Here is a 25,544-nt window from a genome sequence, read left to right as displayed (position 1 = left end):
TTTTAGATGGTTTTATTAGTTTTTCCTTTAAATACTATAGATGTTCCATTTTCTTTTGAAGTTTGAATCTCCAAACGCCCTCCTATTTTTTCAGCTCTCGATTTCATGTGACGCAACCCATTTTTCGAATTAAGATGTGCTTCTGAAATCCCTACACCATTATCTGAACATTCAATATATAATTCGTCTTCAACTTGCTTGAACTTTAAGGTCAGCACCGTACATTTTGAATGTTTAAAAGCATTCGTCATAGCTTCCTTAAAAATATAAATCAATTGCTTGCTCCAATAATGTGGTAATTTCATATTGAGACTAATATCTTTATTGAGTACAAATTTGATATCAGTTTGATCAAAATAATCCTCACCAAAATCGGACAAATACGTTACGACTTCTTCGAGATAATCACTATTTGGTTTTAATGAAAAAATAAAATCCTTTGTGCCTACATACAGGCTTACCGTATCCTCTTTTACCTGATTTACTTTGGCCTTAACGCCTTCATTTTCATTTGAAAGCTCATCCTCTACCAATCGGGTTAAAAAAGAAATTCTCGCCAATTTATTCCCCAAATCGTCATGAAAATCTTGCGCAATATTGTGCCGTACATTCACCAATTCCCGCTCTAATTTCAGTTGCTGTTTTATAGCTTCTTTTAAAGCAATGTTTTTGGCTTTACTGCGCTTTAGTTGAATCCATTTAAAAATAAAACCGCCCAATAAAATGACTGACAAGGCGATAATTAACAGCACCCATAAACGCTTAATCTCTTTATCTTTTAACTCCGTTTTATATCTGGTTTCCAACTCATTAATCGTTTTATTCTGTTCAATAGCCTTCTTTTTACTTTCAAGCTCAAAATAGTTGTCCATTGCGTTAAATGCCTTGTCGAAATCCTTGAAATATTTATAAGAATTGTACTTGAATTTTTCAATAATCCCTCCGTAATGAGGCCTTTCCTTTATGGGTAAGTTATCCAAGGAATCTAGATACACATAACTAGCTTCTTTATTGCCCTCTGCCCGATTTATGTAAGACAACGTCATAAACACATTCAACTTGGTGTCCTCTTTCATAAAATCCAAATAGTTTAGGGCATCTTCGGCATATTCCAAAGCTTTGGTGTTCTCCTTTTTATTAGCGTGTAGTGAACTTAAAACGATTAAATCGGAAGGAATACGCTGATTTAATTGGTTTTCTTTAGAAATACGTAATGCTTTTTTTGCATAAACAATCGAGGAATCGGTGTAGTTTTTAAATTCAGATTTACTTCCTAATACTGAATATTGTTGCGATGCCGAACCATAAATCACGTTTTTAGTGAATAGAGGAATACTTTCTTTTGTATCACATGCTTTCGTTGATTTTACTAAATATTCAATTTGTTTTTCGGTTTGCTTTTGAAGTGCATAAATTACCGAAATACCGTAACAAGCAGATGCAAACGTTTTGTCATCTGAAATGGATTCAGCTAATTTTATGGCCTCTAAAAAGTGTGAAATGGCTTTTGGAAGTCTATCCTTGTTTTGATAAACTCCTCCTAAGCGACTATGAATTTTGGCTAATTCTCCTTGATTATTATCCGTTTGTGCTAGCTCGAATGCTTTTTTTAAATGAATTTCGGCAGTATCAAATTGCCGATTGATAAAATTTCCCTCGCCTATTAATCTATAGCCTGTAATTTGATGTTTTAAGCCATTTTCGTTAGAAGATAATTTAATAATCTTGTTTCCTAAAGCCATCATAGAATCTCCATTACCAGTGGATTCGTAGTAATATTGGGCCAATTCTGAATAGATTTCGACTTTGGAATCGGTGGAAGCATCAACTAATTGGCCCCGCAACTCTGCTTCTACATCTTGACTATTAACATTTGTAATAGATAGAACAAACACGAGTATCGAAAGCAATCGCATTACAGTATATTTGAAAAAGGTGTTTCTCATAAAAAGAAAACAAGTTACAAAAACACAAAACGAAAAACACCCACCCTTTTTGGTAGTAAATCACATTAACAAAACCATTTCAAATAAAAAACCCACTTCTTTTCGAAATGGGTTTCTACTTTATTATGAGATTCTGAATCAAGTTCAGAATGACAACTTATGTTTACACCAACATCGTCACAGGGTTTTCAATATATCCTTTTAAAGTTTGTAAGAATTGTGCTCCTGTAGCGCCATCAACTGTTCTGTGATCACAGGCTAAAGTTAACTTCATTGTATTCCCAACAACGATTTCACCGTTTTTAACTACTGGTTTTTGAACAATAGCACCAACAGATAAAATTGCTGAGTTTGGTTGATTGATAATCGATGTAAAGTAATCGATACCAAACATTCCTAAGTTAGACACTGTAAATGTACTTCCAGACATTTCATCTGGGGTTAACTTTTTGTTTCTAGCCTTTCCAGCCAATTCTTTCACCTCAGCACCAATTTGTGGTAAACTTTGCTCGTTTGCAAAACGTACAACTGGCACGACTAACCCATCAGGAACTGCTACAGCTACACCTATATGAACGTGGTTATTTAAACGCATTTTGTCATCAAACCATTGTGAGTTAACTTGCGGATGTTGCTTTAACGCTAACGCACAAGCTTTTACCACCATATCGTTGAATGATATTTTAGTATCTGGGATTGAATTAAATTGTGTTCTAAATGCAATGGCATTGTCCATGTCAAATTCAACTGCTAAATAATAATGTGGCGCAGAGAATTTAGATTTGGTCAATGATTTAGCAATAGCTTTTCGCATTTGAGAATTAGGCACGTCTTCGAAGTCCTCAGTACCTGATGGTACAAACTTACCAACTGCTGCTGCTCCAGCGGCTGGTTCGTAATTCTCGATATCTCTTTTTATGATACGTCCATTTTCACCAGAACCTTGTACTTTAGTTAGATTGATACCTTTTTCCTCCGCCAGTTTTTTGGCCAAAGGAGAAACATATACTCTTCCGTTTTCGGTTACTGGTGTGGGAGCCGGTGCTTTAGTTTTTGTTTCTGTTTGTGCTGGCGCCGCCTTTGGAGACTCTGCTTCAGCCTCAGCTTTCGGCGCATCTTCCTTTTTCGCTGGTGCTGACGAACTTGAAAAACCAGCCGCAACTCCGGAAACATCCGTTCCGGCAGGGCCAATGATTGCCAATAGCGAATCTACTTTTGCCGACTCGCCTTCCTGTAGGCCTATTTCCAAAAGTGTACCCGATTGGAAGGATTCGAACTCCATCGTTGCTTTATCGGTTTCGATTTCTGCAAGAATATCGCCTTCCTCAACGGTATCACCCACTTTTTTTAACCAAGTAGCCACTGTACCCTCTTCCATGGTATCACTTAAACGCGGCATGGTAACAATGATTACCCCTTCCGGTAATTCTTGCGAGGCTGGTGCTTCACTTTCTGTAGCATCTTTAGAAGCACTTGGCGTTTCACTTACTTCTTCTTTAGCTTCAGGAGCAGGTGCATCTCCGCCACCACCATTCAACAATCCTGATATATCCTCACCTTCTTCGCCAATAATAGCCAAAAGCTCGTCCACCTTTGTAGTTTCGCCTTCTTGAACCCCAATATGAAGCAACGTACCTTCATGGAACGATTCAAATTCCATGGTCGCTTTGTCGGTTTCAATTTCCGCCAAAATATCACCTTCCTCAATCTTGTCCCCTACCTTCTTTAACCATGACGCCACAGTTCCTTCCTCCATGGTATCACTCAATCTCGGCATATTTACTACTGTTGCCATATCTTATAATTTGTGTTGAATAAATGGATAATCTTCTTGCTCGTACACCACATCGTACATCACACTCTTTTCTGGCCAAGGTGATTCTTCTGCAAATTTTTCACACTCAGAAACCCTTGCCTTTACACGCTTATCAATTTCTTTGATATCGTCTTCCGTAGCATATTTTTTCTCAAGAATAACCTCTTTTACTTGTGTAATAGGGTCGATTTTCTTGTATTCCTCAACCTCATCTTTGGTTCTATAGTGCTGTGCATCAGACATGGAGTGTCCTCTGTAACGATAAGTCTTTAACTCCAAAAATGTTGGCCCACCACCTTTTCTGGCACGTTGGATAGCCTCGTCAAACGCTTCAGCTGCTTTCACCGGGTTCATACCATCCACCGGTGCAGAAGGCATTTCATAACCCTTACCTAACTTCCAAATTTCGTCGTGATTTGCAGTTCGTTCTACTGACGTTCCCATGGCATAGCCATTGTTTTCACAAACGAAAACTACAGGCAAATTCCACAACATCGCCAAGTTAAACGTTTCGTGCAATGAACCCTGTCTGGCAGCTCCATCTCCAAAGCAACAAAGCGTAACAGCGTCACTGCCGTGGTACTTATCTCCAAAAGCAATACCAGCACCTAAAGGAATTTGTCCGCCAACAATACCATGACCACCATAAAAACGGAACTCTTTAGAAAAAATATGCATTGACCCTCCTAAACCTTGCGATGTTCCGGTTCCCTTTCCATAAAGCTCTGCCATAACTCGCTTTGGATCAACGCCCATGCCGATTGGCTGTACGTGGTTTCTATATGCCGTAATCATTTTGTCCTTGGTCAGATCCATGGCGTGCAAGGCTCCTGCCAATACAGCTTCCTGGCCGTTATATAAGTGAAGAAATCCTCTTACTTTTTGTTGAATGTAAACTGCAGCAAGTTTGTCCTCAAACTTTCTCCAGAACAACATATCCTCGTACCATTTTAGGTACACCTGTTTCGTGATTTTTTGCATTGGCTAGTTTAATATTATGTTTAAGCGAAATACAAAAGTAATACTTTGATTCCTATTGGGAAAACGGTTGGGTATGTAATGTCTAAAAATTGTTAAATATCAAGCCTTGACACGCATTTTTTGGAAATCTTTTGGTTTAGGTTCGATTATAATAAATTTTAAAAAAAGACTTTAGTTTTACAACTGCGAATTATCAAAAATCAGGGGCAGCAAGTTTTTAAGGGAATCGGATTTAATTACTTCTCCAGAGGTGCCCATAAAGTAAATTTCAATCGGGGTTTTCTGCTTGATTTCATATTCCGCAATAGCCTGCCTACATGCTCCGCAAGGCGGAATTGGCTTTGAAGTATTTCCATTGGATGCCCCAGCGGTAATCGCTATTTTCATGATTCTAGAGCCAGGATATTTAGCGCCAGCATAATAGACGGCAGTGCGTTCGGCACATAATCCCGAAGGATAGGAGGCGTTTTCTTGGTTGCTTCCAGTAACCACTTCGCCACTATCCAAAAGCAAGGCTGCCCCTACTTTGAAGTTTGAATAAGGGGCATAGGCATTTTGTCTTGCCTCTAAGGCTTTATTCATAAGACCGCCGACATCCTTTGGTAGTGCTTCGGCATTCTCAAAAATATAAAAAAGGCTTTCAATTTTTTCTACCTTCATAAAAGTAAAATTAAGAATCTCTGGAAAATAAAAAAAGCTATCGTAAAGGGAACAATAGCTTTTCTAAATTATATTTCATTTTGCCTAATATTCGTAATACGTGCCGTCCCCAAAATTAAACGTTAGGGAAAAACGCAATGTTCCCTCCAAAGGGCTTTGAACCTTTGACGTCGAGAACAGATAAGAAAAGTCAATATTAAGAATATTCAGCTTAAATCCTGCTCCCACTGCCATAAATTGTCTTGCTCCTTTTTCTTCGGCCTCATTGAAGTATCCAGCTCTAAAAGCGAATGAATCCTGATAAAGATACTCCGCACCTAAAGCCCATGTAAATTCCTGTAATTCCTCGCTAAATCCACCTGGCGCATCCCCAAAAGATTGAAAAATTCCTGATAGGAAATTTACATCTTGAGATTTTCCTTCATAAATTACATTTTCAGTTTCCGAAACCAAAACGTCCTCCCCGGGTTGTGGGTCTCCTGGATCGGCCGGCTCATCGTACATTCCATTATTATTATTATCGGTAAACACGAGTTCTGTTCCAAGAATTGGTGGCGTAGGCACCAAAAGTTTCGCAACTTCAGCAGTAATCGATAACTTATTATAATCATCAAAAATAAAATCGAATCCACCACCTAAGCGTAAATTAGTAGGTTGGAAATTATCAGCTCCTCCATCATCATATTTAAACTTGGGACCAAGATTTTGAATTGCAAAACCTAAACGCCAACGGCCATTGAAGTCATTATAGGCCTGCTCCTCGGTTTGATAAAATCCAGAAATATCTACCCCAAAGGTATTTGCCGCACTTGCATCGACGTTTTGTACATTAAGCCTTAAATCCGATCTTAAATAACGCATGGCTACAGACATCGCAAATTGATCGCTTAGCTTCAAGGCGTAAGAGATGTCAGCCTGCAGTTCATTGGGCTTTTGTATATTAGGTTCTTCAAATTCGCTATTTCGAAATTCTATTTCCCCCAAACCGAAGTATTTGAAACTCGCACCAATAGCGCTACGCTCATCCAAACGGTTGTAATAGGTAATGTAGGCCAAACCAATATCATTTACTAATTTACTTAGGTAAGGCGTATAACTTATAGAAAACCCTTGGTCATTTTCTGAAAATGCATATTTAGCGGAATTCCATTGCTGGGAATAGGCATCAACGCTAGTGGCCACACCCATGTCCCCCATTCCTGCAGATCGCGCATCGGGCACAATTAATGTAAAAGGCATACCTGTTGTAATCACTCGGGAATCATTCTCATTGGGAACAATTACGGTAGTATTCTGGGCGGTTAAGTTCAGTGCTAAAAACGAAAGGATCAGCACTATAATTGGATTCTTCATATATCAGATTTATTTTGCAAATATAAATTTTTATTAGAGTATCACAAGTTTCTCGATTTTCTCTACTTTTTTATTCAAAAGGTTTGATTTTACAGTGAGTTTATACACATACACACCTTTTCCTATTTTATCACCAAAATCATCACGACCGTCCCAAACTATATCTTTTGAAAGGGAACTAGTCGCTTTAATGCCTCCGGAAGTCTGTCCGTTTAAGGTTCTTACCAATTTACCGGATACTGTAAATATTTGTATAGAAACGTCCAAAGGCTCCGAACTATTGTGGTTGAACCAAAATTCAGTATAATTCACAAAGGGATTTGGGTAGTTCAAGACATTGTTAATAACCAAGTCCTGATCTTTGTCAAAGACCACAAACTGTATTTCGGCCGTGGAGGAATTATTGTAAACATCCCATGCCTTAAGGGTTAACGTATGCAACCCAGGCTCCAAATCCCTGAATGGAAAGCTCACGGTTCCTTTTTGATAGCTGTCCAATTCGGTTTCGTAATAATCATTTAATATAACAGGATTGGTTTCATCGCCATCAATTATGGCAACTATATCGTGCCCAACACCACTTGCTGTATTGATCCCATTGGCATCTTCCAGTTTTGCCAATAGAGTTGGAGATTCATTGGTAATGCCCCCTGAAACAAAATTCTCATCATTCATAAAAATATTAATGACGGGACCCGTATTGTCAACCTCAGCATTTTCGTTAATACCCCCAATTCTGACATCCGAAAGGTTAGCCCCTGCATGATCCTCCAATCTTTGTCCGTTTTTTGCATAAAAGCTCACTTTTCCTAAGCCAACGGGAATACTAATATCCTTTGGCACCACAAAATCAAACTCAAATTGGCCATTACTCACAGTAGCCTGCCCCTTGAAAATAATTTCTCCAAGTGTCCTAAAATCCATTTTCACCAACTGGCCATTAAGTCGGGTATTATCATTAGCCAAGGTTTGTCGCTGCACAAACTTATCATAAATGGTGGTGGAAACCGTGCCGTTATAACCGCTTAATAAATTTCCATTTACATCAGTAACCTCTCCGGCCAGTTTAACTCGGCTCAATGCCTTTAGGGTATCAGTAGTTTGTGCCAAGGGCACATCGTTAATTTCCGTCAATCTAACATTGGGCTTTGGAAATGCCAATTTCATAGCGGGGTCTCCAATAAAAAACACTAACCTTCTTTGACCGGAAAATGCAATTCCGGGATCGATTTTGGTCAGCCTCAATGCTTCGGCCATAGTAGGGTAATCATTATCTGGGATGTCATCGATATCACTAAAAGAAAATAAGTACTGATCCAACGCCTCATTGAACTGTACGCCAAAATTCACAAATACCTGACGGGTAGTAGTAATTAAACTGATGGCACCGGCCTGCTTGTTCCAATACGTAAACTCCCCTGCCGTTTCCCGGAAAGGATTGTCAAACTTGGTAAATTCACAAGTAACGGTAACAAAACAATTCAGTTTACAGAAATTCCTAAGCTCCTGGATATTAGTTTTTTGAAGCACACGTTCATTGGCAAGGCCTTCTTCACCTCCATGCCCAAAATAATTAACCACTAAAGCTCCATTATCAATTGCATTCGCAAACTCCTCCGTAACTTCAGGATAACTGTTTCCCCCGGCAGAAGACTCTTGCTGAAATGCATCCATATGAATTTTTACTACATTAATAAAAGGCTTGTTCTGTGTTACCCTTTCTCCAACATCATCGGTTGTTTCCTGTAAAATACCTTCCCAATCGTGGTCTACATCGTCTGATACCACCAAATAACTGTTCCGCCAACTTCCAAAAGCTTCCTTGATGTAGTAGGATTCTATTTTGTCCACCAATTCACGCGCCCTTTGTGGGGTATCTGCCAGAATCCGACCCACAGCAACATCTAGTTTGTCGCTAATGCTCATGGTGCCTTCGTTATCATCCATCGTACCGTAAAAATCATCCGAAACAAACGCACTCGTCAAACTGAAACTATTATACGAGTGCCAAGAAGGCACAATATTGGTATTATTGGGAATTCTATCCTTATAATCATATGAAGCATCCCCAAAAAGGCATAAATACTTTATCCGTTTTTCGAGGGCACTGGCATTATCATAAATATATTTCACCAGATTACGGATGGCACCAATATCTTGATTCCCAGTACTGAATTCCGCATAAATTTCATTTAGACCGACGGCTTTCGCTGTCAATCCGTATTGATTTCTATTGATTTGGGCAAGGCGTTCTGCCTGCTGCAACATATTATTTGGTGCCACAATGAGATAATCCAAATCCTGAAACTGACCTTGCGCATTTTGCAAAATTGTGCCTTTAATGTCCTGGTTTGCCACACTTCTGTTACCATCTGCCTTCGGTTGAAAATAGTCCGATGCTGAAACTGCAACATATACCCGCTCTTCCCCCATAGCCACCCTAAAACTAAATTCAGAGGAAGCTTCGCTATTTTCATAACTTGAAACATTATAAATATCTGTAATATCCCAAACTTCCTCTAGGCTTCCAGCACCTGAGATAACATATTCTCCTATACCCGAACTCCCGGCAACATCTTTATTTCTAAATTGAAACTGTTTATTATTGAACCTCAACACACTTGTCGCTTCTATGGAAATATAATCCAAATAGCCCACAGCGCTTGGATTTCCCTGATTATTATAGGTAAGGGTAACATCAATCCGGCCATCGGAAACGTCTCTTTCCGTGGATAAAAACGACCCGGACCCCACAATAGTTTTGCTAGTAGAACCAAATGGAATCGTACTTAGCACTGTGCCATTCAAGTTAATAGTCATGGATGTATTGGATGTCGAAACCGCCGCTGCATACACCTTCAATGTTATAGGTTCGGATACGACTAAATCGGGAAAATTAAACCTGAAGGTCTGTTCGCTATCAATATTAAACCGTTCGCCAAACCATCTCCGTCCAACAGTACCTAAGTTATGTATATCCTTTTCGTGAAATTTGTAATCCTGGAAGGTATCAATGGTAAGGTCTACAGCACCTGTAGGCTGCACACCAGATTGGATACGCTTCCCTTGCCCCGAGCTTACATTTACATAATAATAGGTTTTGTCCGAGTAGGCATTGATATTGGTGTTGCTTTCCTCGTTATAGCCTTTTGGGCCTTGGGCATAGAATAAAATGTAATCTTCATTGTTAAAAACACCATCTGCTTCACCAACAAACTTAACGGCATTCTCCGTGACATCAAATGGATAGGGTACACTATTGGAATAAGGGATCATCGCTCCACCATTTCCATAGATCTTAATAGTTCTGGGATCCACAGTATTTACGTTTACCCCAAGTGCCTGCAAAAACCCTTTGCTCAATTGAACAACCCCAGTAGTGTCAACATAAAACTTATACCACTCGCCGGTGCGCAACACAGAATTTGAAACAACTTTTGAATTAGTAAATCGTTTAAAATTCGCTCTCTTGTTTTGGCGGTTTGAATTTTTATAGTTGATTTGAAAAGATACAACCTTTTTGAAGGTACCATTTGCATCTTTTACAATAGGTGTGATTTCAAAAAATACGTAGCTTTTGTTCCTTGCTTTCGAATTTTTTAAACTGAATTTTATTCGACTGGGAATGGTTTTGATATCCAACTCGAACAAATCCTGCTGGGGTATCGGGCGATAGGCAATGTTGGATACCGAAACAGAGGATTCATCAACGGCATTTGTAGCTTCCCATTGGTCCACAAAGGTCAGCCCCTGCGCAAAATCAAAATTGTAGTGCTTATCATCAAATGACGGCAATACATACTTGTACTGGCCAAAATCCAACACTTTTTTGCCATCCCAGTTTATCGAGAAGTTTTTCTTTTGACCAAAAACAGCCGATACAATCAATAAAAATAAAAGTAAAATTTTTCCTTTCATGCACTAAAATAACGTCTTTAATTTGACGTTAGTATTTAATAAAAACAACATTTTTTCTTAAGCGTTCAAAAATACAATAATAATTTCTGAAATTGAGCGTTTATTCAAAGCAGGAAATGTCGGAAAAGCGTCAAAATCATCGATGAAATGCACGGTATTCAGGATGAAATACCTAATTTTTTCGCCAAAATGCAAAAAATTGCTTGTTCTGTAAGGTTTAATTCTTATATTGCAGCACCAAAAAGAAATTTAGCTTACTTAAACGTATGGATATGAGAAACGTAGTGATATTCAAGGTACTGTTGCTAACAACACTATCTGTTACAACCTTTAGTTGTAAAAAATCATCCAGCTCCAAAAATAGCTCCAGAGCAACGGGATGGCAGATCAACAGTCGCGAAGGAGGTTTTCAATACAATACCAACTTTAAAGAGCAGGAAACTTCTCCTGGCTTGGTCTTCATAGAAGGTGGTACGTTTACCAAAGGTCGTGTACAAGATGATGTCATGCACGATTGGAACAATACCCCTACACAGCAACACGTACAATCCTTTTATATGGACGAAACTGAGGTGACCAATATGATGTACCTCGAATATTTGGATTGGATTAAGCGCGTTTATCCGCCATCTGACGAAAACTTTAGAGCCATCTACAATGGGGCTTTACCAGACACCTTGGTATGGAGAAATCGTTTAGGTTTTAATGAAATTATGACTGAGAACTATTTACGTCATCCAGGTTATGCAGAATATCCTGTGGTTGGAGTTAGCTGGATTCAGGCAGTGGAGTTCGCCAACTGGCGCTCAGATCGTGTTAACGAATACAACTTGGAAAGAGCAGGCTACATCAAGCGCGATGCTAAGACTACTGAAGTTATGGCAGACGCTACTTTTAACACTGATACTTATATCAACGCTCCTACATTAACGTATGGAGGTAATGAAGAAATCACTAGCGGAGATGGACGAGGCAGAAGAAACGTTCGTGTGGATGCCGATGGCAATGAAACTGGACTTTACGCCACTAGAGAATCTGGTTTGATTTCTCCTAAATACAGACTCCCAACTGAAACGGAATGGGAATATGCCGCTCTTGGTTTAAGCGAAATAAGAAGCTACAACCTATATAGAGGTAGAAAAAAATATCCATGGGATGGACAATACACCCGTTCTGGAAAGCGTAAATATCGTGGTGACCAATTAGCGAACTTTAAGCAAGGTAAAGGAGACTATGGCGGCATTGCTGGATGGAGTGATGATGGTGCTGATATTACAAATCAAGTAAAATCATACCCTCCAAATGATTACGGTTTATATGATATGGCTGGAAACGTGGCCGAGTGGGTAGCAGATGTTTACAGACCGATTGTGGATGATGAGTTTAACGACTTTAACTATTATCGTGGTAATGTGTATACAAAAAACGCCATTACTGAAGACGGTACAGTAAAGGTAGTTACAGTAGATGATATTGTTTATGATACGCTTTCTAATGGAAAAGTAATTGCAAGGGACCTACCAGGTGAAATTGTTCAAGTACCTGTTGATGAAAATGAGACGTATTTGAGAACCAATTTTGATAGAAGTAACCATATCAACTTTAGGGATGGTGACAGACGTTCTTCTCGCTACTATGAAAGTTTTAACGATATTGAATCGGATGAAGAAGGTAGCGTTCAAGAAACTGAAACCAGAAAAATGTATAATTCGCCTAAACATACAATTACTAGAGATTCTCTAGGAAATATTGTTAGAGAATATGACAAGGCCAATAACAGAACCTCCATGATTAATGACGAGGTAAGAGTTTATAAAGGTGGTTCTTGGAAAGACAGAGAGTACTGGTTGGATCCAGCACAAAGACGCTACTTCCCGCAGGATATGGCCACCGACTACATCGGCTTTAGATGCGCGATGTCTCGTGTTGGTTCAAAATCCAAAATGAAAAACAAAAAGAAGAGTTAAATCTCAACTCTAAAGTTTATATTTAAGTCCTGATTCCGATCAGGACTTTTTTTATATCAAATTTTTATGGAGATAGCACAACTTCACCAATTGTACCTAGATTGCAATTCCGTGTGCACGGATACGAGAAAATTGGAAAATGGAAATATGTTCTTCGCCCTTAAAGGCGAAAATTTTAATGGGAATACTTATGCCGAACACGCCCTGGAAAAAGGTGCCAAATATGCAGTAGTAGATGAAGAAGCTTATGACAGCTCTGATAAAACTATTTTGGTAGATGATGTTCTTAAAACACTTCAAAAGCTTGCAACTCATCATAGAAATTATTTGAAAGCGCCAATTATCGCCCTCACAGGAAGCAACGGCAAAACCACCACCAAAGAACTCATCAATGCTGTATTATCTCAAAACTATAAAACAACTGCTACTTTAGGCAATCTTAATAACCACATAGGGGTGCCCTTGACTTTGCTTTCTATGACTTCGGCGACCGAAATAGGCATTGTAGAAATGGGTGCCAACCATCAAAAAGAAATTGAGTTTTTATGCAAGATTGCCTACCCTGATTATGGCTTAATTACCAATTACGGCAAAGCCCATTTAGAGGGATTTGGAGGTATTGATGGTGTTATTAAAGGCAAAAGTGAAATGTTTTTGCATTTAGCGGAACACGATAAAACGATTTTCTTAAATAATAACGATCTAATTCAAATTGAGAAATCCCAAGGTGCTAAAACTATCACTTTTGGAAATCCCGAAAGCCAACCAGAAATCGTCATCGACTTTTTGGGAGCGCAACCTTTTGTCGTTTCAAAATACAAAGAAACCATTATAAATAGCCAACTCATTGGAGATTATAACTTTACGAACATTGCTATTGCTATTGCCATCGGAGATTTCTTCAAAGTTGATTCTGCCAAAATAAAATCCGCTATTGAAAGTTATATCCCCTCAAATAACCGCTCCCAGATCATTGAAAAAGGAACGTACAAAATCATATTAGACGCATACAACGCCAATCCAACAAGTATGCGGGCAGCCCTTTTGAATTTTGAAAAACAGGAAGGTCACAAGATCGCAATCCTTGGGGATATGTTTGAGTTGGGCGAGGATGCTGAATATGAGCACCAAACCATTGCGGAATTAGCCAATTCGATGGCTATTGACAACATTTTTCTTGTTGGCGAAAACTTCAATCAATCTAAAATCAACTCTAAAAAGACAATCCAATTCAATTCTTTTGAGGATTTCAAAGAAGCTTTTAGTGATAGTACTTTCGAGGATTCCTTAATTTTAATCAAGGGTTCAAGAGGTATGGCCTTGGAACGGGTTTTGGAGTTGCTTTAGCGAAAACATAAATCTGCCCGTTTTAATCCTTTCAAAAATTGTGGGTCATACTGGATTCGAACCAGTGACTTCTACAGTGCCATGGTAACACTCTGAACCCTGCCTGCCTTAGTGAAGTGTACTGGATTCGAACCAGTGACCCCTACCCTGTCAAGGTAGTGCTCTGAACCAACTGAGCTAACACTCCATTAAAATTTATTGGCGGGCAGGCTACTGAGTTAATGACCCTTTTAGTTTTTCAAAAATAAGATTAAAATATTAAATAAGCCTCTTTTTCATAAACGCTCTTCCCGAACCGGATTTCAAATATTTTTCAAAATTGAAAGCCTTGTATTTATCATTAAAAACGATGTAAGTTACAATTTCTACGGGCAATCTATTTTTAGTTGAAATTACCTGTCCTTTTGAATGCCTCTTCAATCTTGAAGCTAAATTACTTGTGCATCCAACATAATTTGTCCCATCCGAACATAGTAAAATGTAAACCGTCCAAATTTCATCTTCCATAAGAGCTTTTAAGAATTAGTAGATAGTGGGCGTTGCCCGCCGAAGCTCGCTACCAAAATTAAAATATGGAACGCTTTAAAACAAAAAACTCGCCTACGTTTTCAAAAAAGAAAACTTCGGCGAGCGAAGGTGGGCGCGAAGGGATTCGAACCCCTGACCCCTTGGGTGTAAACCAAGTGCTCTGAACCAACTGAGCTACGCGCCCTAATAATTAGGTGTGCAAATATAACCTAGTTTTTAATTCTGCAAAAACTTTTTCCAGAAAAAATCAAATTATTTCAGCTACGACAAAAGTACTCCCGCCAACAAATATGAAGTCGTTTTTTGAAGCATGTTTTAACGCAGATTGATAGGCTTCATTTACAGAATTATAAGACTCCCCAACGAGATGATATTTACTGAATTCTTTCTGGAGTTCCTCGGCATTTTTTCCACGTGACATATCTGGTTTACAAAAATAGTAGATCGCTTCCTTAGGCAATAAATCCACAATTGTTGTTAAATCTTTATCATTCACGACTCCAAAAACAATGTGTAATTGATCGAAGGTTTGATTTAAAACTTGATGCATCACATAGCCCAACCCTTCGCGATTATGCCCTGTATCACAAACTATTTTGGGGTTTTCACCCAATACCTGCCAACGCCCCAACAAGCCAGTGTTTTTTACAACAATTAAAAAGCCTTTTTCGATATGCTTATCTGAAATCTTGAACCCCTGTAACTGTAATTCCTTAATAGCCTGAAAAGCTGTTTTTATATTTTTGGATTGATACGCTCCGACCAAATCGGAAGGATATACTTTTTTAACGGATTGATCGGCATACACTATTTTAGAGGAACTCAACTCGGCCTTTTTGTCAAACACTGGTTTCGTTTCCTTTTGTGTTTCACCAATAACCACAGGAATTTTTGGTTTAATAATTCCAGCTTTTTCACCTGCTATCAATTCCAAAGTATCACCTAAAAATTGGGTGTGATCCATGCCAATATTAGTAATGACCGAAACCTCAGGTGTTAAAATATTTGTGGAATCCAATCGGCCACCCATTCCAACCTCAACCACGGCTATGTCAACTTTTTGTTTTGAAAAATAGTCGAAGGCCATTCCGACGGTCAGTTCAAAAAAAGAGAGTTTATTTTGCTCTAAAAAGGCTTTATTTCGCTTGATGAACCCAATAACGAACTGTTTGCTTACAGGTTTTCCATTGATTCGGATGCGCTCCCTAAAATCTTTAAGATGAGGCGAAGTATATAGCCCGACTTTGTATCCTGCTTCCTGAAGTATGGAAGCAACCATATGGCTTGTGGAACCTTTGCCGTTGGTGCCAGCGACGTGAACGGACTTAAAATCCTTTTCAGGATGATTTAAGTGAGTCGCTAAATTTAAGGTATTAGTTAAATCCTTTTTAAAGGCGGTTTTGCCTTGCCGTTGATACATTGGTAGTTGTGCAAACATCCAATCGAGCGTATCGGGATAAGTCATGTACTATTGGGTCAATTTGAAGTTAACGCTTACAAATCCTATTTGACGGGAAGGCGCATTGGAATCGGCAGGCCATTTATGCGAAAGTGCAATCTTTTTGGCAGGCTCAAGCAAACACTGAGCGTTGTTTGTAGTACCTCGTACACCCGGAGTCGCTTCTACCACATTGCCACTTCGGTTCACAACTATTTTTACGATAACGAGTCCAGACTCATTGCAATCCTGCTTCAACCTTTTAAACGTAGCACTGCCACGGCCGTTCAAGCCGTAACCTACACCACCGCTGCCAGCACCTTGTCCACCAAAATAACTTGGTGCATAAGGGTCGCCATCCAACTGACCTTTATCACCAGATTTATTGTCGTTTCCCTCACTACCCGTTTCAGTGCCTTCAGATTTACTTACACCACCTATTAAAGCATCCAATTTTTTTCGTTTTTCTTCCTGCTCAAGTTTTTCCTTGGCAATTCGTTCAGCCTCTGCTTTAGCCTTGGCTTCCGCAACAGCCTTTGCTTTGGTTTCGGCTTCTTTTTGTTTTTTGATGGCGATTTCTTCTGCATTATCCTGAGTCAACACTTCTTCTTTCGCTTCTGCGGATTTAGTAGGCTCCGCTTTTGAAGATTCTGGTTGGGGTGGTTCTTCAATTACTCTTGGTTCAGATTTCACAGGTTTCTTCGGCTGTACATTTCCTTTTCCAAAATCAGAATTTCCAAAATTTACCGCTACGCCATATTCTATCGGAGGATCCATATACGGTGGGCCAACCACAAACAACAGGAGCAACAAAATAACAGCGATCAAAGCCGTTATTTTTGCTGAATTACGTTCGTGTTTGGTTTCGAAATATTTCATTTAACACAACTTCTCGATACAATTCCGCTTATGGCGGAATCACTCGAAGTGACACTTTTATTTAATTATTCGGTTTTACCGCCAAGATTACTTTGAATTTATTTCTATTGGCTATATCCATCACCTTTACTACATTTTCAACAGGTACGGACTTTTCGGCTCGTAATACTATGGTTGGCTTGTCCTGATTGGATAGCGCTGCCATCAATTCATTTTCTAAAACGCTAACCCCCACGCGCTTTTGGTCGATATAATAGGTCAAATCTTTTTTGATACTAACGGCCACAGATTTTTTATTTTCGGTCTTTCCACTGGCTTTGGGCAATAAAATATCTATCGCATTAGTGGTCACCAATGTGGAAGCTATCATAAAAAAGATGAGCAAAAGGAATACAATATCCGTCATGGACGACATATTGAACTCCGGCGTTACCTTATTTCTTCCTCTAAAATTCATATTAAGTAGGCTCGTTTAAATGATCCAAGAATTCTAAGGAATTCGCCTCCATTTGATACACCACTTTATCGGTTCGCACCACCAAATGGTTATACGCCATATAGGCCACAATACCAACAATCAAACCAGCAACCGTAGTCGTCATTGCCGTATAAAGTCCACTGGCCAATACGTCAATTTGAATACTACCTCCGGCGTTTGCCAGTTCAAAAATGGCTAAAATCATACCGATTACGGTACCGAGGAATCCAATCATTGGAGCGGCACCTGAAATGGTGGCCAATACACTAACGTTCTTTTCCAACTTATAAATTTCCAATCTTCCGGCATTTTCAATTGCCGTATTGATATCAGCTAAAGGTTTACCAATTCTAGTGATACCCTTTCCGATCAATCGCGACACAGGTGAATTGGCCTGAGCACATAGCACTTGTGCAGAATCCACTTTCCCATTGCTGACATGGTCCTTGATTTGGTTCATAAAATTCGAATCAACCTTAGAGGCTGCCTTAATGGCAAAAAGTCTTTCAAAATAAATGTAAGTAGCCACCATAAGCAATAAGAACAAAACAGCAATAATCACCTGTCCTGCTACACCACCGCTACTTATCAATTCAATTATAGATAGGGTTTTCTCAACGGATTCCCCTTCTGTTACTTCAGTCCCTTCTTGGGTAAATAGTAATAATAGGTTCAACATAAAATTTAGGTTAAATGCAACTGTATAACGTGCGTTTTGCTGCTAAAGTATAATATTTAAGGTTTTAAAAAACAGAAAGATTAGCGTTTTTGCTAATCTTTCAAATTTTATACCATATTATAGTTTATCTTTTAGAATAAAGTTCGGGTGAACATAAACGCAACGGCACCGACCAAAAATCCAGCAAGGGCCAGCCACGAAATCTTTCTTAAATACCAGAAAAAATCAATTTTTTCCATTCCCATTGCCACCACTCCTGCGGCCGAACCGATAATCAACATACTTCCTCCCGTACCTGCAGAATAGGCAATAAAATGCCATAACTCATGATCCATGGGCTCAGAAAACATACCTAAACTGGCAGCAACCAAAGGTACGTTGTCAATCACCGCAGAACCAACCCCTAGCAACAATACCACTAGATCTGAAACGCCACCTTCATGTAATTCCGTACCCAGCTGAGGCATGGTTTCTCTTAATGAATCGGCAAAACCAAACAGAATTCCCAAAGACTCCAAGGCCGCCACTGCCATCAAAATTCCAAGGAAAAACAGGATACTTGGAGTTTCTATTTTAGACAATGCTGTATGCACGGGGCTATGGTGAGCGTGAGCATCACTCTCCTCGCGGTCAGGACTAGAAAGCGCAAATTTTGAACTACTATAAATTTCTGCAAAAGTAGCTACGACGCCTAAAGATAGCATCATACCAACATAAGGCGGTAAATGGGTAATTACTTTAAAGATGGGAACAAAAATAATAGCCCCCAAGCCCAAATAAAGCATGGTACCACTAAATCTTGACTTTGTCTTTTCCGATTCTTCGACAATATCCAAATTGCCTTTAAATACGGGCAGGAACGAGGCTATTAGCGAAGGAACCACCATGCATAATAATGAAGGCAAGAATAAATACCCTATTAAATGTCCTGTGGATACTTTATTCCCAATCCAAAGCATCGTTGTAGTAACATCTCCAATAGGTGACCAAGCCCCTCCAGCATTAGCGGCAATGATGATTAAACCGGCATACCAAATTCGGATATCTCTGTCTTTTACAATTTTTTGAAGAATAGATATCAATACGATGGTGGCAGTTAAATTATCAATGATTGCCGACAGTATAAACGCCAAAATGGAAAATATCCAAAGGATTTTTGTCTTCTTTTTGGTTTTGATAAAGCCTTTAATAGTTGCAAAACCGTCAAAGTAATCGATGATTTCAACAATGGTCATCGCTCCCAAAAGGAACACCAAGATTTCAGCAGTTTTACCCAGATGATGCAACAAGGTTTCTTCCATTAGGTGCATCTTTTCTTCATGCCCAAAGCCACCGAAATCTTCTAAAAGGGCATGTTTACCAGAGTCAAACCACTGAGGGAAGCTTTCTAGTCCTAACGCAATTAAGGCCCAACAAATGGCCATCATGACCAGTGCCGGAATTAATTTATCAATTTTTAGACTGTGTTCCAAGGTAATGGCCAAATAGCCTAAGGCGAATACTAGGATAATTACTGCTTCCATAAATTAGTGTTTAAACAAGTTGGTTCAGCGCAATCTCAAATGCGGTTGCACTTATCTCGGTTTTTGAATTATTTTTATTGTGAACTTTCTTTATTGCTTCTCGAATTCTATTTGACGCATCATTAAAAATTGCTTCATCCGTCATTTGTACTTTTCGTTCCATAAAATACGAAAAAACCCGTGCCATCCCACAATTTGATATAAAATCGGGAATTAAACTCACCCTATAGTCCGTATGCTCCATGATAGGACCAAAAAATATCTCTCTATCGGCAAAGGGCACATTAGCACCACAGGATATCACCTGCAATCCGCTATCGATCATTTCATCGATTTGATGTATAGTAATCAGTCGCGATGCCGCACAAGGCGCAAATATTTCCGTCTGCAATCCCCAAATGCGTTGATTTATCTCCTCAAAAGGAATCAAATTATCGGCCACTAAAGTATTACCTTTCTTGGCAAGAAACATATGACTAATGTCATGAAAACTAAAACCATCTTCATTTATTAACCCTCCAACTATGTCAATGATACCTACTACCTTAGCTCCCATTTGAGATAGATAAAACGCTGCGGCGGCACCCACGGTCCCAAAACCCTGAACCACAGCACGTTTACCCTTTATTGAACCGCCATAAATATCATAATAATGTTTGATAGCCTCGGCCACGCCAAAACCAGTAATCATATCGGCCACGGTATATTTTCTGGTAACATCAGGTGAGTAGTATGGATTTTCAATGACTTTGATGACGCCTTGCCGCAACTGTCCAATCCTATTAATCTTATCGGCATCCGTAGGCTTAAAATGACCATTAAACACACCTTCCTGTGGGTGCCAAACACCACTTTCCTCAGTTATGGGAATGACTTCATGGGTTTCGTCAACATTCATATCACCACCGGTGCCGTAATAACTTTTCAACAATGGGGAAACGGCGCGATACCAACGTTTGAGCACTCCTTTTTTTCTTGGGTCTTTTGGATCGAAGTTGATGCCTGATTTTGCCCCACCTATCGGCGGACCCGAAACAGTAAACTTTATTTCCATGGTTTTGGCAAGGGACAGCACTTCATTCATATCCAAACCTTTACGCATTCTCGTTCCGCCACCGGCAGCACCTCCGCGAAGTGAATTAATAACTACCCAACCTTCGGCATCCGTCTCGGCATCTTTCCAGTTAAAAACAATTTCGGGGGCTTTATCTTCAAATTTTTTTAATAACGCTTTCATCTTTAGATTCATTTTAAACTAACACATACTTTGATTTCGAGTAAATATCTATGTGAAGCTAAAGCTGAGTCATCGGAAAAAATTTTAGAATGTTATAGACACAAATATAAAAAACTAAGAAACCATTACAGATTAAATTAGCATTAATTTAAGGTAGATAAATCATACCCGATGAATGATTTTTTGAAGCACCGGTAACGCTTTTTAAACAATTGGTTTCATTACGAAGCCTCAGCACACCTAAGAACGCAAAAATCAGGGCTTCCTTAAATTCGATTAGACGAGCATCGGGAATTACTAGTATGTTCTCCGAATGGAATTTGATGCGATTTATGAGGAATGAATGATATGCTCCACCACCTGTTACCAAAACAGAGGCTCCCTTTTTACTGTTGATTTCTTTTGAAATTTGAATGGCAATATGCTCACAATAGGTCCTTAAAATATCCTTGATGTCCAATTGAAATTCATTTATCAAAGGAAAAATATGGGATTGCACCCATTCCAATCCTAGGGATTTGGGATGAGGCAGATTGTAAAAACCCAACTGGTTTAATTGCTTCAATAATTCCTCGTGAATTTCTCCTTTAGAAGCAATGGTTCCATTATCATCATAATCCAGACCCAGTTGTTTTACATAATGATTTAAAACGATATTGACGGGGCAGATGTCGTAAGCAATACGTTTGGATTCGATGTCCATGGATATGTTGGCAAAGCCACCCAGATTCAAACAAAAATCGTAATCCGAAAACAACAGCTTATCCCCTATCGGCACCAAAGGCGCACCTTGGCCACCTAGTTTGACGTCTTGCACCCTAAAATCACAAACTAACGTTTGATTAAGCAATTTTGAAATAATAGGTTGATTTCCAATTTGATAAGTAACACCTTCTTCAGGTTTGTGCAATGCCGTATGGCCATGGGAGCAGATTGCATCTATGGACTGAATGTTATTTTTTATAATGAAAGCATCAATAATATTGGCTAAGTACCTAGTGTATGAAACATCAAGTATTTTTAGTTCATAAGAATTCAAATCAACTAGTTTCCTTAATTGTTCTGTCCAATCGGGCTCATAAGCAACCGTTTGGGAATTTTTGATTTCGAAACGCCATTTATCTTCAAATTTGAAGTTGGCATAAACCAAATCGATGCCATCCAAAGAAGTGCCAGACATCACTCCGATAACATTATAGTTGTCGTTCATCATAGCCCGTAAATTTAATGATCTGTATTGAATTATTCACATTAAAAAGCTATATTTGTGAACTTTTTTTACCAAAAACACATATTAATTACGAATTATGGATTTTAACCTTTCTGAAGAGCATAAAATGATTCGAGACGCGGCTCGTGATTTTGCCCAAACCGAATTACTCCCGGGCGTTATTGAACGTGATGAAAAACAGCATTTTCCAAAGGAATTGGTGAAGAAAATGGGTGAATTGGGTTTTATGGGTGTAATGGTAGACCCAAAATACGGCGGTAGCGGGATGGACACCATTTCGTATGTGCTCATTATGGAGGAATTATCCAAAATTGATGCGTCGGCATCGGTGATTGTAAGTGTGAATAATTCCTTGGTGTGCTACGGTTTAGAAACTTACGGAACGGAGGAGCAAAAACAAAAGTATCTGACCAAACTGGCTACTGGGGAATTCGTAGGAGCTTTTTGTTTGAGTGAACCAGAAGCCGGCAGTGATGCAACCTCACAAAGAACTAGGGCCATTGATAAAGGCGACCATTATCTTATTAATGGCACAAAAAACTGGATTACCAGCGGTGGGAGAGCGGATGTTTATATAGTGATTGCTCAGACGGATCGTGACAAAGGCTCCCACGGTATCAATGCCTTTATTGTTGAAAAGGGCACAGAAGGTTTTCATGTTGGCCCAAAGGAGGATAAATTGGGGATTCGTGGTAGTGACACCCACACTTTGCAATTTAATGATGTAAAAGTACCCAAGGAAAATCGCATCGGAGTGAATGGCTCTGGGTTCAGATTTGCTATGAAAACATTATCAGGAGGTCGCATCGGTATCGCGGCGCAAGCTTTGGGCATTGCTCAGGGTGCATACGAGTTGGCGCTAAAATATTCGAAAGAAAGAAAAGCATTTGGTACCGAGATTTGCAACCATCAGGCCATCGCCTTTAAATTGGCGGATATGTACACTGATATTGAAGCGGCGCGCCTTTTGGTGATGAAATCGGCGACCGATAAGGATGCCGGAAACAACTATGACAAATCCAGCGCTATGGCTAAGCTTTATGCCTCAAAAGTAGCGATGGAGCATACGGTGGAGGCGGTACAAATTCACGGTGGGAACGGTTTTGTAAAGGAATATCACGTTGAACGTTTGATGCGGGATGCAAAAATCACCCAGATATATGAGGGTACTTCCGAGATACAAAAGATTGTAATCTCAAGGAGTATTTTGAGGGATTAGAATTGCCAATTTGGATTTTAAGAAAATTTTGTCAATTCGAGTGAATTTTGCGATTGGAATGAGCAAAATTTGTATCGAGAATAGAAATTTTCGATCTTAAAATAGTTCTCGATACGATTTTTTTTCAAAAATCACTCGAACTGACATTTCTATAATTTTTTTTGATTCGGATGACTACATAGGAAGATCAAATCACGCCTTCCCTAACGCATTTTGCTACCAATTCCGCTGTATTCTTACAGCCAGATTTCTTGAGGATATTACGTCGATGCGCCCTGACGGTGTGAGGAGAGACAATTAGCTGTTCGGCTATTTCGTTAAAATCTTTGCCTTCGGACAGTTTTCTAATAATCTCCGTCTCACGCTTCGTAAAAGCCGTATAATTATCAACTTCATTTAAGTTAAAATAAACCCCCTTTTCCTGAGAGTAGTATGAAGGCCCATTTTCAAAAACAAAAGACACTTTATGATCCACAAGCATGTTCAAATGGGACACATCCGCATGAATCACCAAAGAATGTTGAATTTTTCCATCATCCGAGACATTCAAAGCCATCACCTGATGCATAATGGTTTTGTAAACACCACTACTATGTCTTAGCCGTTTCAAATACAAAGCTTTACCAAAAGACACTGCATCAGAAAAACTTCTATCGCTCATATAATTGTATATAAAATCACCTATAATTTCTTCCTTTTCTTGTAATTTCTGAAAATCTTCGGGATAATATAGGCTCAATAATTTCTCCAATGTAAATTCTTTTGGGTCTATACCCAGCACGCTCTTGACACTGTCACTTACATAATCAAATTCATAACTGACCGAATTAAGCACAAAATAGTAGTAGGGCCCCAAGGTCATTAAAAAGGTCATTTTTTTAATTATATCATGAAAATCCTTGACATCATTGGGGCGTTGCACGGGATTTATCGTCTTCCACGTTTCAACTATTTTTGAAGTTTTTTTATTTGCCATCGTACTATTTTAAGTGTTAAATTAATAAAAAAACGACTATTAAAAAAATACCCCATATGGACTATTTTCTTTCTAAAATTAATTTGTACCTTGTAAAAGCTATTAACCAACAAAATTTTATCTCCCAACAACACTTAAAGCCCACCCCTTTATCTGCTTTATAACAAGTTCTATTTATTTAAGGCTTTCTCCCAAAAGAACGCAAATTTAATTTGTGCCAACTTTTTATTGTCTAAACCTAAAAAACCATCATTATGAAAACTGCATTACTTTCTCTTAAAGCTTTTATTATTTGTTTTATTTTCTCAACCTGCTATTTAGGAGTTGCTCAAACCACTTACACAGTAAATAACACCCCTGGGACAACAGCCGATTATTCCAACCTCCAAGATGCCATAAATGCGGCCTCTGCAACTGGTGGAGACATTATATATGTACAGCAATCGCCAACCAGCTATGGTAATATCACTATAGACCGGGGGATTACCTTGGTGGGGCGCTCGCATTCTGAGCCCAATAGCAATTACCGAACAACCCTTGGTAATATTACCATAGCGGCGGGAGCATCGGACACCACGATTAACGGCATAATTTTTAGCACGCTTACAACATCTGCATCTAGCAGCACTATTAATAACCTTATTCTAAAAGAAAATATATTTAATGATTATGTTATTGGAAATAATAGTCTAAACTTTAACAATGTCGTTTTTCAAGGTAATGTTATTTCAAATGGTCTCAACAAACGAATAGGCAGTAATGTATCTAATATGATAATAGCTAATAACATATTTCTAAACACTACGGATTATCAAGGTTCCGATTTGGTTTTTGATAAAGCTGCCACTATCGTAGTAGATAAAAATATTTTTAGAAGTTATTTTACAAACAATAGTGCCGACATTACCATAACGAATAATTCTAGTTCAACTTTAACCATTAGCAATTCAATGTTTATTGGTACAGCAAGTGGCCATAATATTGTTGAGTTAAATAACGGCTCATTTGAAATTAACAATTGCCTCACCTACAACCCTTTAAATGCCACAATGTCCTTTGCTGGTACTGGAACAAGTTTTGTTAATAATGCAGTTTCGGGAAATCCTAACTTTACAAATGATGGCGGGATTTACAACAATTCATCCGGTTTCGACAGATCGATTGCCGACTTCACCTTATTGCCAGGTTCCCCTGCCATTGGCGCTGCCTCCGATGGTGGTGATATCGGTATTCTGAATGGTTATAACTTTAGCATGTTGGGACAACCCGTTAACACACCTTATTTACAGATAGAATCTTTCAGCAGTACAGTGGATAAAAATCAGCCTCTTACGGTTACCATTAAAGCTAACGCCAACTAAAATTCCA

Annotated in this window: 19 protein-coding genes and 2 tRNA genes; 4 read left to right on the top strand and 17 right to left on the bottom strand. The window is 38.9% G+C overall.

The annotated features are described in order from the left end of the window. Positions 1–2: 2 nt before the first annotated feature. The 6 genes from ACFSR8_RS10905 to porU all read right to left on the bottom strand — a co-directional run bounded on the left by ACFSR8_RS10905 (position 3) and on the right by porU (position 10,674). Complete coding sequence (locus tag ACFSR8_RS10905; RefSeq protein WP_380291933.1) at positions 3–1,946, bottom strand: tetratricopeptide repeat-containing sensor histidine kinase; 1,944 nt, start codon at positions 1,944–1,946, stop codon at positions 3–5. Positions 1,947–2,109: 163 nt separating this feature from the next. Continuing rightward, entirely contained in the window at positions 2,110–3,741 is a 1,632-nt protein-coding gene (locus ACFSR8_RS10900) for a pyruvate dehydrogenase complex dihydrolipoamide acetyltransferase (protein WP_380291931.1), read from the bottom strand. A gap of 3 nt (positions 3,742–3,744) precedes the next feature. Beyond that, the gene (pdhA, locus tag ACFSR8_RS10895; protein ID WP_380291929.1) at positions 3,745–4,743 is read right to left on the bottom strand and encodes a pyruvate dehydrogenase (acetyl-transferring) E1 component subunit alpha; all 999 of its coding nucleotides are present in this window, start codon (positions 4,741–4,743) and stop codon (positions 3,745–3,747) included. Positions 4,744–4,920: 177 nt separating this feature from the next. Beyond that, entirely contained in the window at positions 4,921–5,403 is a 483-nt protein-coding gene (gene cdd / locus ACFSR8_RS10890) for a cytidine deaminase (RefSeq protein ID WP_380291927.1), read from the bottom strand. Between the two features lie 84 nt (positions 5,404–5,487). Beyond that, positions 5,488–6,756, bottom strand: coding sequence for a type IX secretion system outer membrane channel protein PorV (porV, locus tag ACFSR8_RS10885; protein ID WP_380291925.1), 1,269 nt, complete (start codon positions 6,754–6,756; stop codon positions 5,488–5,490). Between the two features lie 33 nt (positions 6,757–6,789). Continuing rightward, positions 6,790–10,674, bottom strand: coding sequence for a type IX secretion system sortase PorU (gene porU / locus ACFSR8_RS10880; protein ID WP_380291923.1), 3,885 nt, complete (start codon positions 10,672–10,674; stop codon positions 6,790–6,792). A gap of 266 nt (positions 10,675–10,940) precedes the next feature. Between porU and gldJ the strand changes: the two genes are divergently transcribed. Both gldJ and ACFSR8_RS10870 read left to right on the top strand, forming a co-directional pair. Further along, complete coding sequence (gene gldJ, locus ACFSR8_RS10875) at positions 10,941–12,641, top strand: gliding motility lipoprotein GldJ (RefSeq protein ID WP_380291921.1); 1,701 nt, start codon at positions 10,941–10,943, stop codon at positions 12,639–12,641. 66 nt (positions 12,642–12,707) lie between these two features. Then, complete coding sequence (locus tag ACFSR8_RS10870) at positions 12,708–13,988, top strand: UDP-N-acetylmuramoyl-tripeptide--D-alanyl-D-alanine ligase (protein WP_380291919.1); 1,281 nt, start codon at positions 12,708–12,710, stop codon at positions 13,986–13,988. Positions 13,989–14,100: 112 nt separating this feature from the next. Here ACFSR8_RS10870 and ACFSR8_RS10865 read toward each other — a convergent pair. The 10 genes from ACFSR8_RS10865 to ACFSR8_RS10820 form a co-directional block, all read right to left on the bottom strand. After that, positions 14,101–14,175: transfer RNA gene (locus ACFSR8_RS10865), tRNA-Val, on the bottom strand. Between the two features lie 71 nt (positions 14,176–14,246). Continuing rightward, positions 14,247–14,495: a GIY-YIG nuclease family protein gene (locus ACFSR8_RS10860; RefSeq protein ID WP_380291917.1), complete on the bottom strand. Its 249-nt coding sequence runs from the start codon at positions 14,493–14,495 to the stop codon at positions 14,247–14,249. A 130-nt stretch (positions 14,496–14,625) separates the two neighbouring features. Further along, a tRNA-Val gene (locus tag ACFSR8_RS10855) sits at positions 14,626–14,700 on the bottom strand. 63 nt (positions 14,701–14,763) lie between these two features. Further along, positions 14,764–15,981, bottom strand: a complete 1,218-nt coding sequence (locus tag ACFSR8_RS10850; RefSeq protein ID WP_380291915.1) for a bifunctional folylpolyglutamate synthase/dihydrofolate synthase — start codon at positions 15,979–15,981, stop codon at positions 14,764–14,766. 3 nt (positions 15,982–15,984) lie between these two features. Then, positions 15,985–16,833, bottom strand: a complete 849-nt coding sequence (locus tag ACFSR8_RS10845; RefSeq protein ID WP_380291913.1) for an energy transducer TonB — start codon at positions 16,831–16,833, stop codon at positions 15,985–15,987. Between the two features lie 61 nt (positions 16,834–16,894). Then, a complete protein-coding gene (locus ACFSR8_RS10840) occupies positions 16,895–17,290 on the bottom strand; it encodes an ExbD/TolR family protein (protein WP_186563372.1) in 396 nt (131 codons plus the stop codon). A gap of 1 nt (position 17,291) precedes the next feature. After that, positions 17,292–17,990: a MotA/TolQ/ExbB proton channel family protein gene (locus tag ACFSR8_RS10835; RefSeq protein WP_186563374.1), complete on the bottom strand. Its 699-nt coding sequence runs from the start codon at positions 17,988–17,990 to the stop codon at positions 17,292–17,294. Between the two features lie 131 nt (positions 17,991–18,121). Next, positions 18,122–19,513: a sodium:proton antiporter NhaD gene (gene nhaD, locus ACFSR8_RS10830; RefSeq protein WP_380291910.1), complete on the bottom strand. Its 1,392-nt coding sequence runs from the start codon at positions 19,511–19,513 to the stop codon at positions 18,122–18,124. A gap of 10 nt (positions 19,514–19,523) precedes the next feature. After that, positions 19,524–20,750 carry a Glu/Leu/Phe/Val dehydrogenase dimerization domain-containing protein gene (locus tag ACFSR8_RS10825; RefSeq protein WP_380291908.1) on the bottom strand — a complete coding sequence of 409 codons (1,227 nt, stop codon included), beginning with the start codon at positions 20,748–20,750 and terminating at the stop codon, positions 19,524–19,526. A gap of 148 nt (positions 20,751–20,898) precedes the next feature. Continuing rightward, positions 20,899–21,963: an anhydro-N-acetylmuramic acid kinase gene (locus tag ACFSR8_RS10820; RefSeq protein ID WP_380291906.1), complete on the bottom strand. Its 1,065-nt coding sequence runs from the start codon at positions 21,961–21,963 to the stop codon at positions 20,899–20,901. Between the two features lie 94 nt (positions 21,964–22,057). Between ACFSR8_RS10820 and ACFSR8_RS10815 the strand changes: the two genes are divergently transcribed. Continuing rightward, a complete protein-coding gene (locus ACFSR8_RS10815; protein WP_380291904.1) occupies positions 22,058–23,200 on the top strand; it encodes an acyl-CoA dehydrogenase in 1,143 nt (380 codons plus the stop codon). Positions 23,201–23,387: 187 nt separating this feature from the next. Here ACFSR8_RS10815 and ACFSR8_RS10810 read toward each other — a convergent pair whose 3' ends face one another. Next, entirely contained in the window at positions 23,388–24,176 is a 789-nt protein-coding gene (locus ACFSR8_RS10810; RefSeq protein ID WP_380291902.1) for a response regulator transcription factor, read from the bottom strand. A 254-nt stretch (positions 24,177–24,430) separates the two neighbouring features. Between ACFSR8_RS10810 and ACFSR8_RS10805 the strand changes: the two genes are divergently transcribed. Further along, positions 24,431–25,537, top strand: coding sequence for a hypothetical protein (locus tag ACFSR8_RS10805; protein ID WP_380291900.1), 1,107 nt, complete (start codon positions 24,431–24,433; stop codon positions 25,535–25,537). The last annotated feature ends 7 nt before the right edge of the window (positions 25,538–25,544 follow it).

This window comes from Hyunsoonleella rubra (assembly GCF_042684665.1).
Taxonomy (GTDB): domain Bacteria; phylum Bacteroidota; class Bacteroidia; order Flavobacteriales; family Flavobacteriaceae; genus Jejuia; species Jejuia rubra.
The sequence above is the reverse complement of the archived record's forward strand: the minus strand, read 5'-3'. Positions and strand labels throughout refer to the sequence as shown.

Coding starts and splice junctions, on each gene's coding strand:
- ACFSR8_RS10905 (WP_380291933.1), bottom strand. CDS start 1,946: ATGAGAAACACCTTTTTCAAATATACTGTAATGCGATTGCTTTCGATA.
- ACFSR8_RS10870 (WP_380291919.1), top strand. CDS start 12,708: ATGGAGATAGCACAACTTCACCAATTGTACCTAGATTGCAATTCCGTG.
- ACFSR8_RS10805 (WP_380291900.1), top strand. CDS start 24,431: ATGAAAACTGCATTACTTTCTCTTAAAGCTTTTATTATTTGTTTTATT.
- porU (WP_380291923.1), bottom strand. CDS start 10,674: ATGAAAGGAAAAATTTTACTTTTATTTTTATTGATTGTATCGGCTGTT.
- porV (WP_380291925.1), bottom strand. CDS start 6,756: ATGAAGAATCCAATTATAGTGCTGATCCTTTCGTTTTTAGCACTGAAC.
- ACFSR8_RS10860 (WP_380291917.1), bottom strand. CDS start 14,495: ATGGAAGATGAAATTTGGACGGTTTACATTTTACTATGTTCGGATGGG.
- gldJ (WP_380291921.1), top strand. CDS start 10,941: ATGGATATGAGAAACGTAGTGATATTCAAGGTACTGTTGCTAACAACA.
- pdhA (WP_380291929.1), bottom strand. CDS start 4,743: ATGCAAAAAATCACGAAACAGGTGTACCTAAAATGGTACGAGGATATG.
- ACFSR8_RS10835 (WP_186563374.1), bottom strand. CDS start 17,990: ATGTTGAACCTATTATTACTATTTACCCAAGAAGGGACTGAAGTAACA.
- ACFSR8_RS10900 (WP_380291931.1), bottom strand. CDS start 3,741: ATGGCAACAGTAGTAAATATGCCGAGATTGAGTGATACCATGGAGGAA.
- ACFSR8_RS10845 (WP_380291913.1), bottom strand. CDS start 16,833: ATGAAATATTTCGAAACCAAACACGAACGTAATTCAGCAAAAATAACG.
- ACFSR8_RS10820 (WP_380291906.1), bottom strand. CDS start 21,963: ATGATGAACGACAACTATAATGTTATCGGAGTGATGTCTGGCACTTCT.
- ACFSR8_RS10850 (WP_380291915.1), bottom strand. CDS start 15,981: ATGACTTATCCCGATACGCTCGATTGGATGTTTGCACAACTACCAATG.
- ACFSR8_RS10815 (WP_380291904.1), top strand. CDS start 22,058: ATGGATTTTAACCTTTCTGAAGAGCATAAAATGATTCGAGACGCGGCT.
- ACFSR8_RS10825 (WP_380291908.1), bottom strand. CDS start 20,750: ATGAAAGCGTTATTAAAAAAATTTGAAGATAAAGCCCCCGAAATTGTT.
- ACFSR8_RS10810 (WP_380291902.1), bottom strand. CDS start 24,176: ATGGCAAATAAAAAAACTTCAAAAATAGTTGAAACGTGGAAGACGATA.
- ACFSR8_RS10840 (WP_186563372.1), bottom strand. CDS start 17,290: ATGAATTTTAGAGGAAGAAATAAGGTAACGCCGGAGTTCAATATGTCG.
- cdd (WP_380291927.1), bottom strand. CDS start 5,403: ATGAAGGTAGAAAAAATTGAAAGCCTTTTTTATATTTTTGAGAATGCC.
- nhaD (WP_380291910.1), bottom strand. CDS start 19,513: ATGGAAGCAGTAATTATCCTAGTATTCGCCTTAGGCTATTTGGCCATT.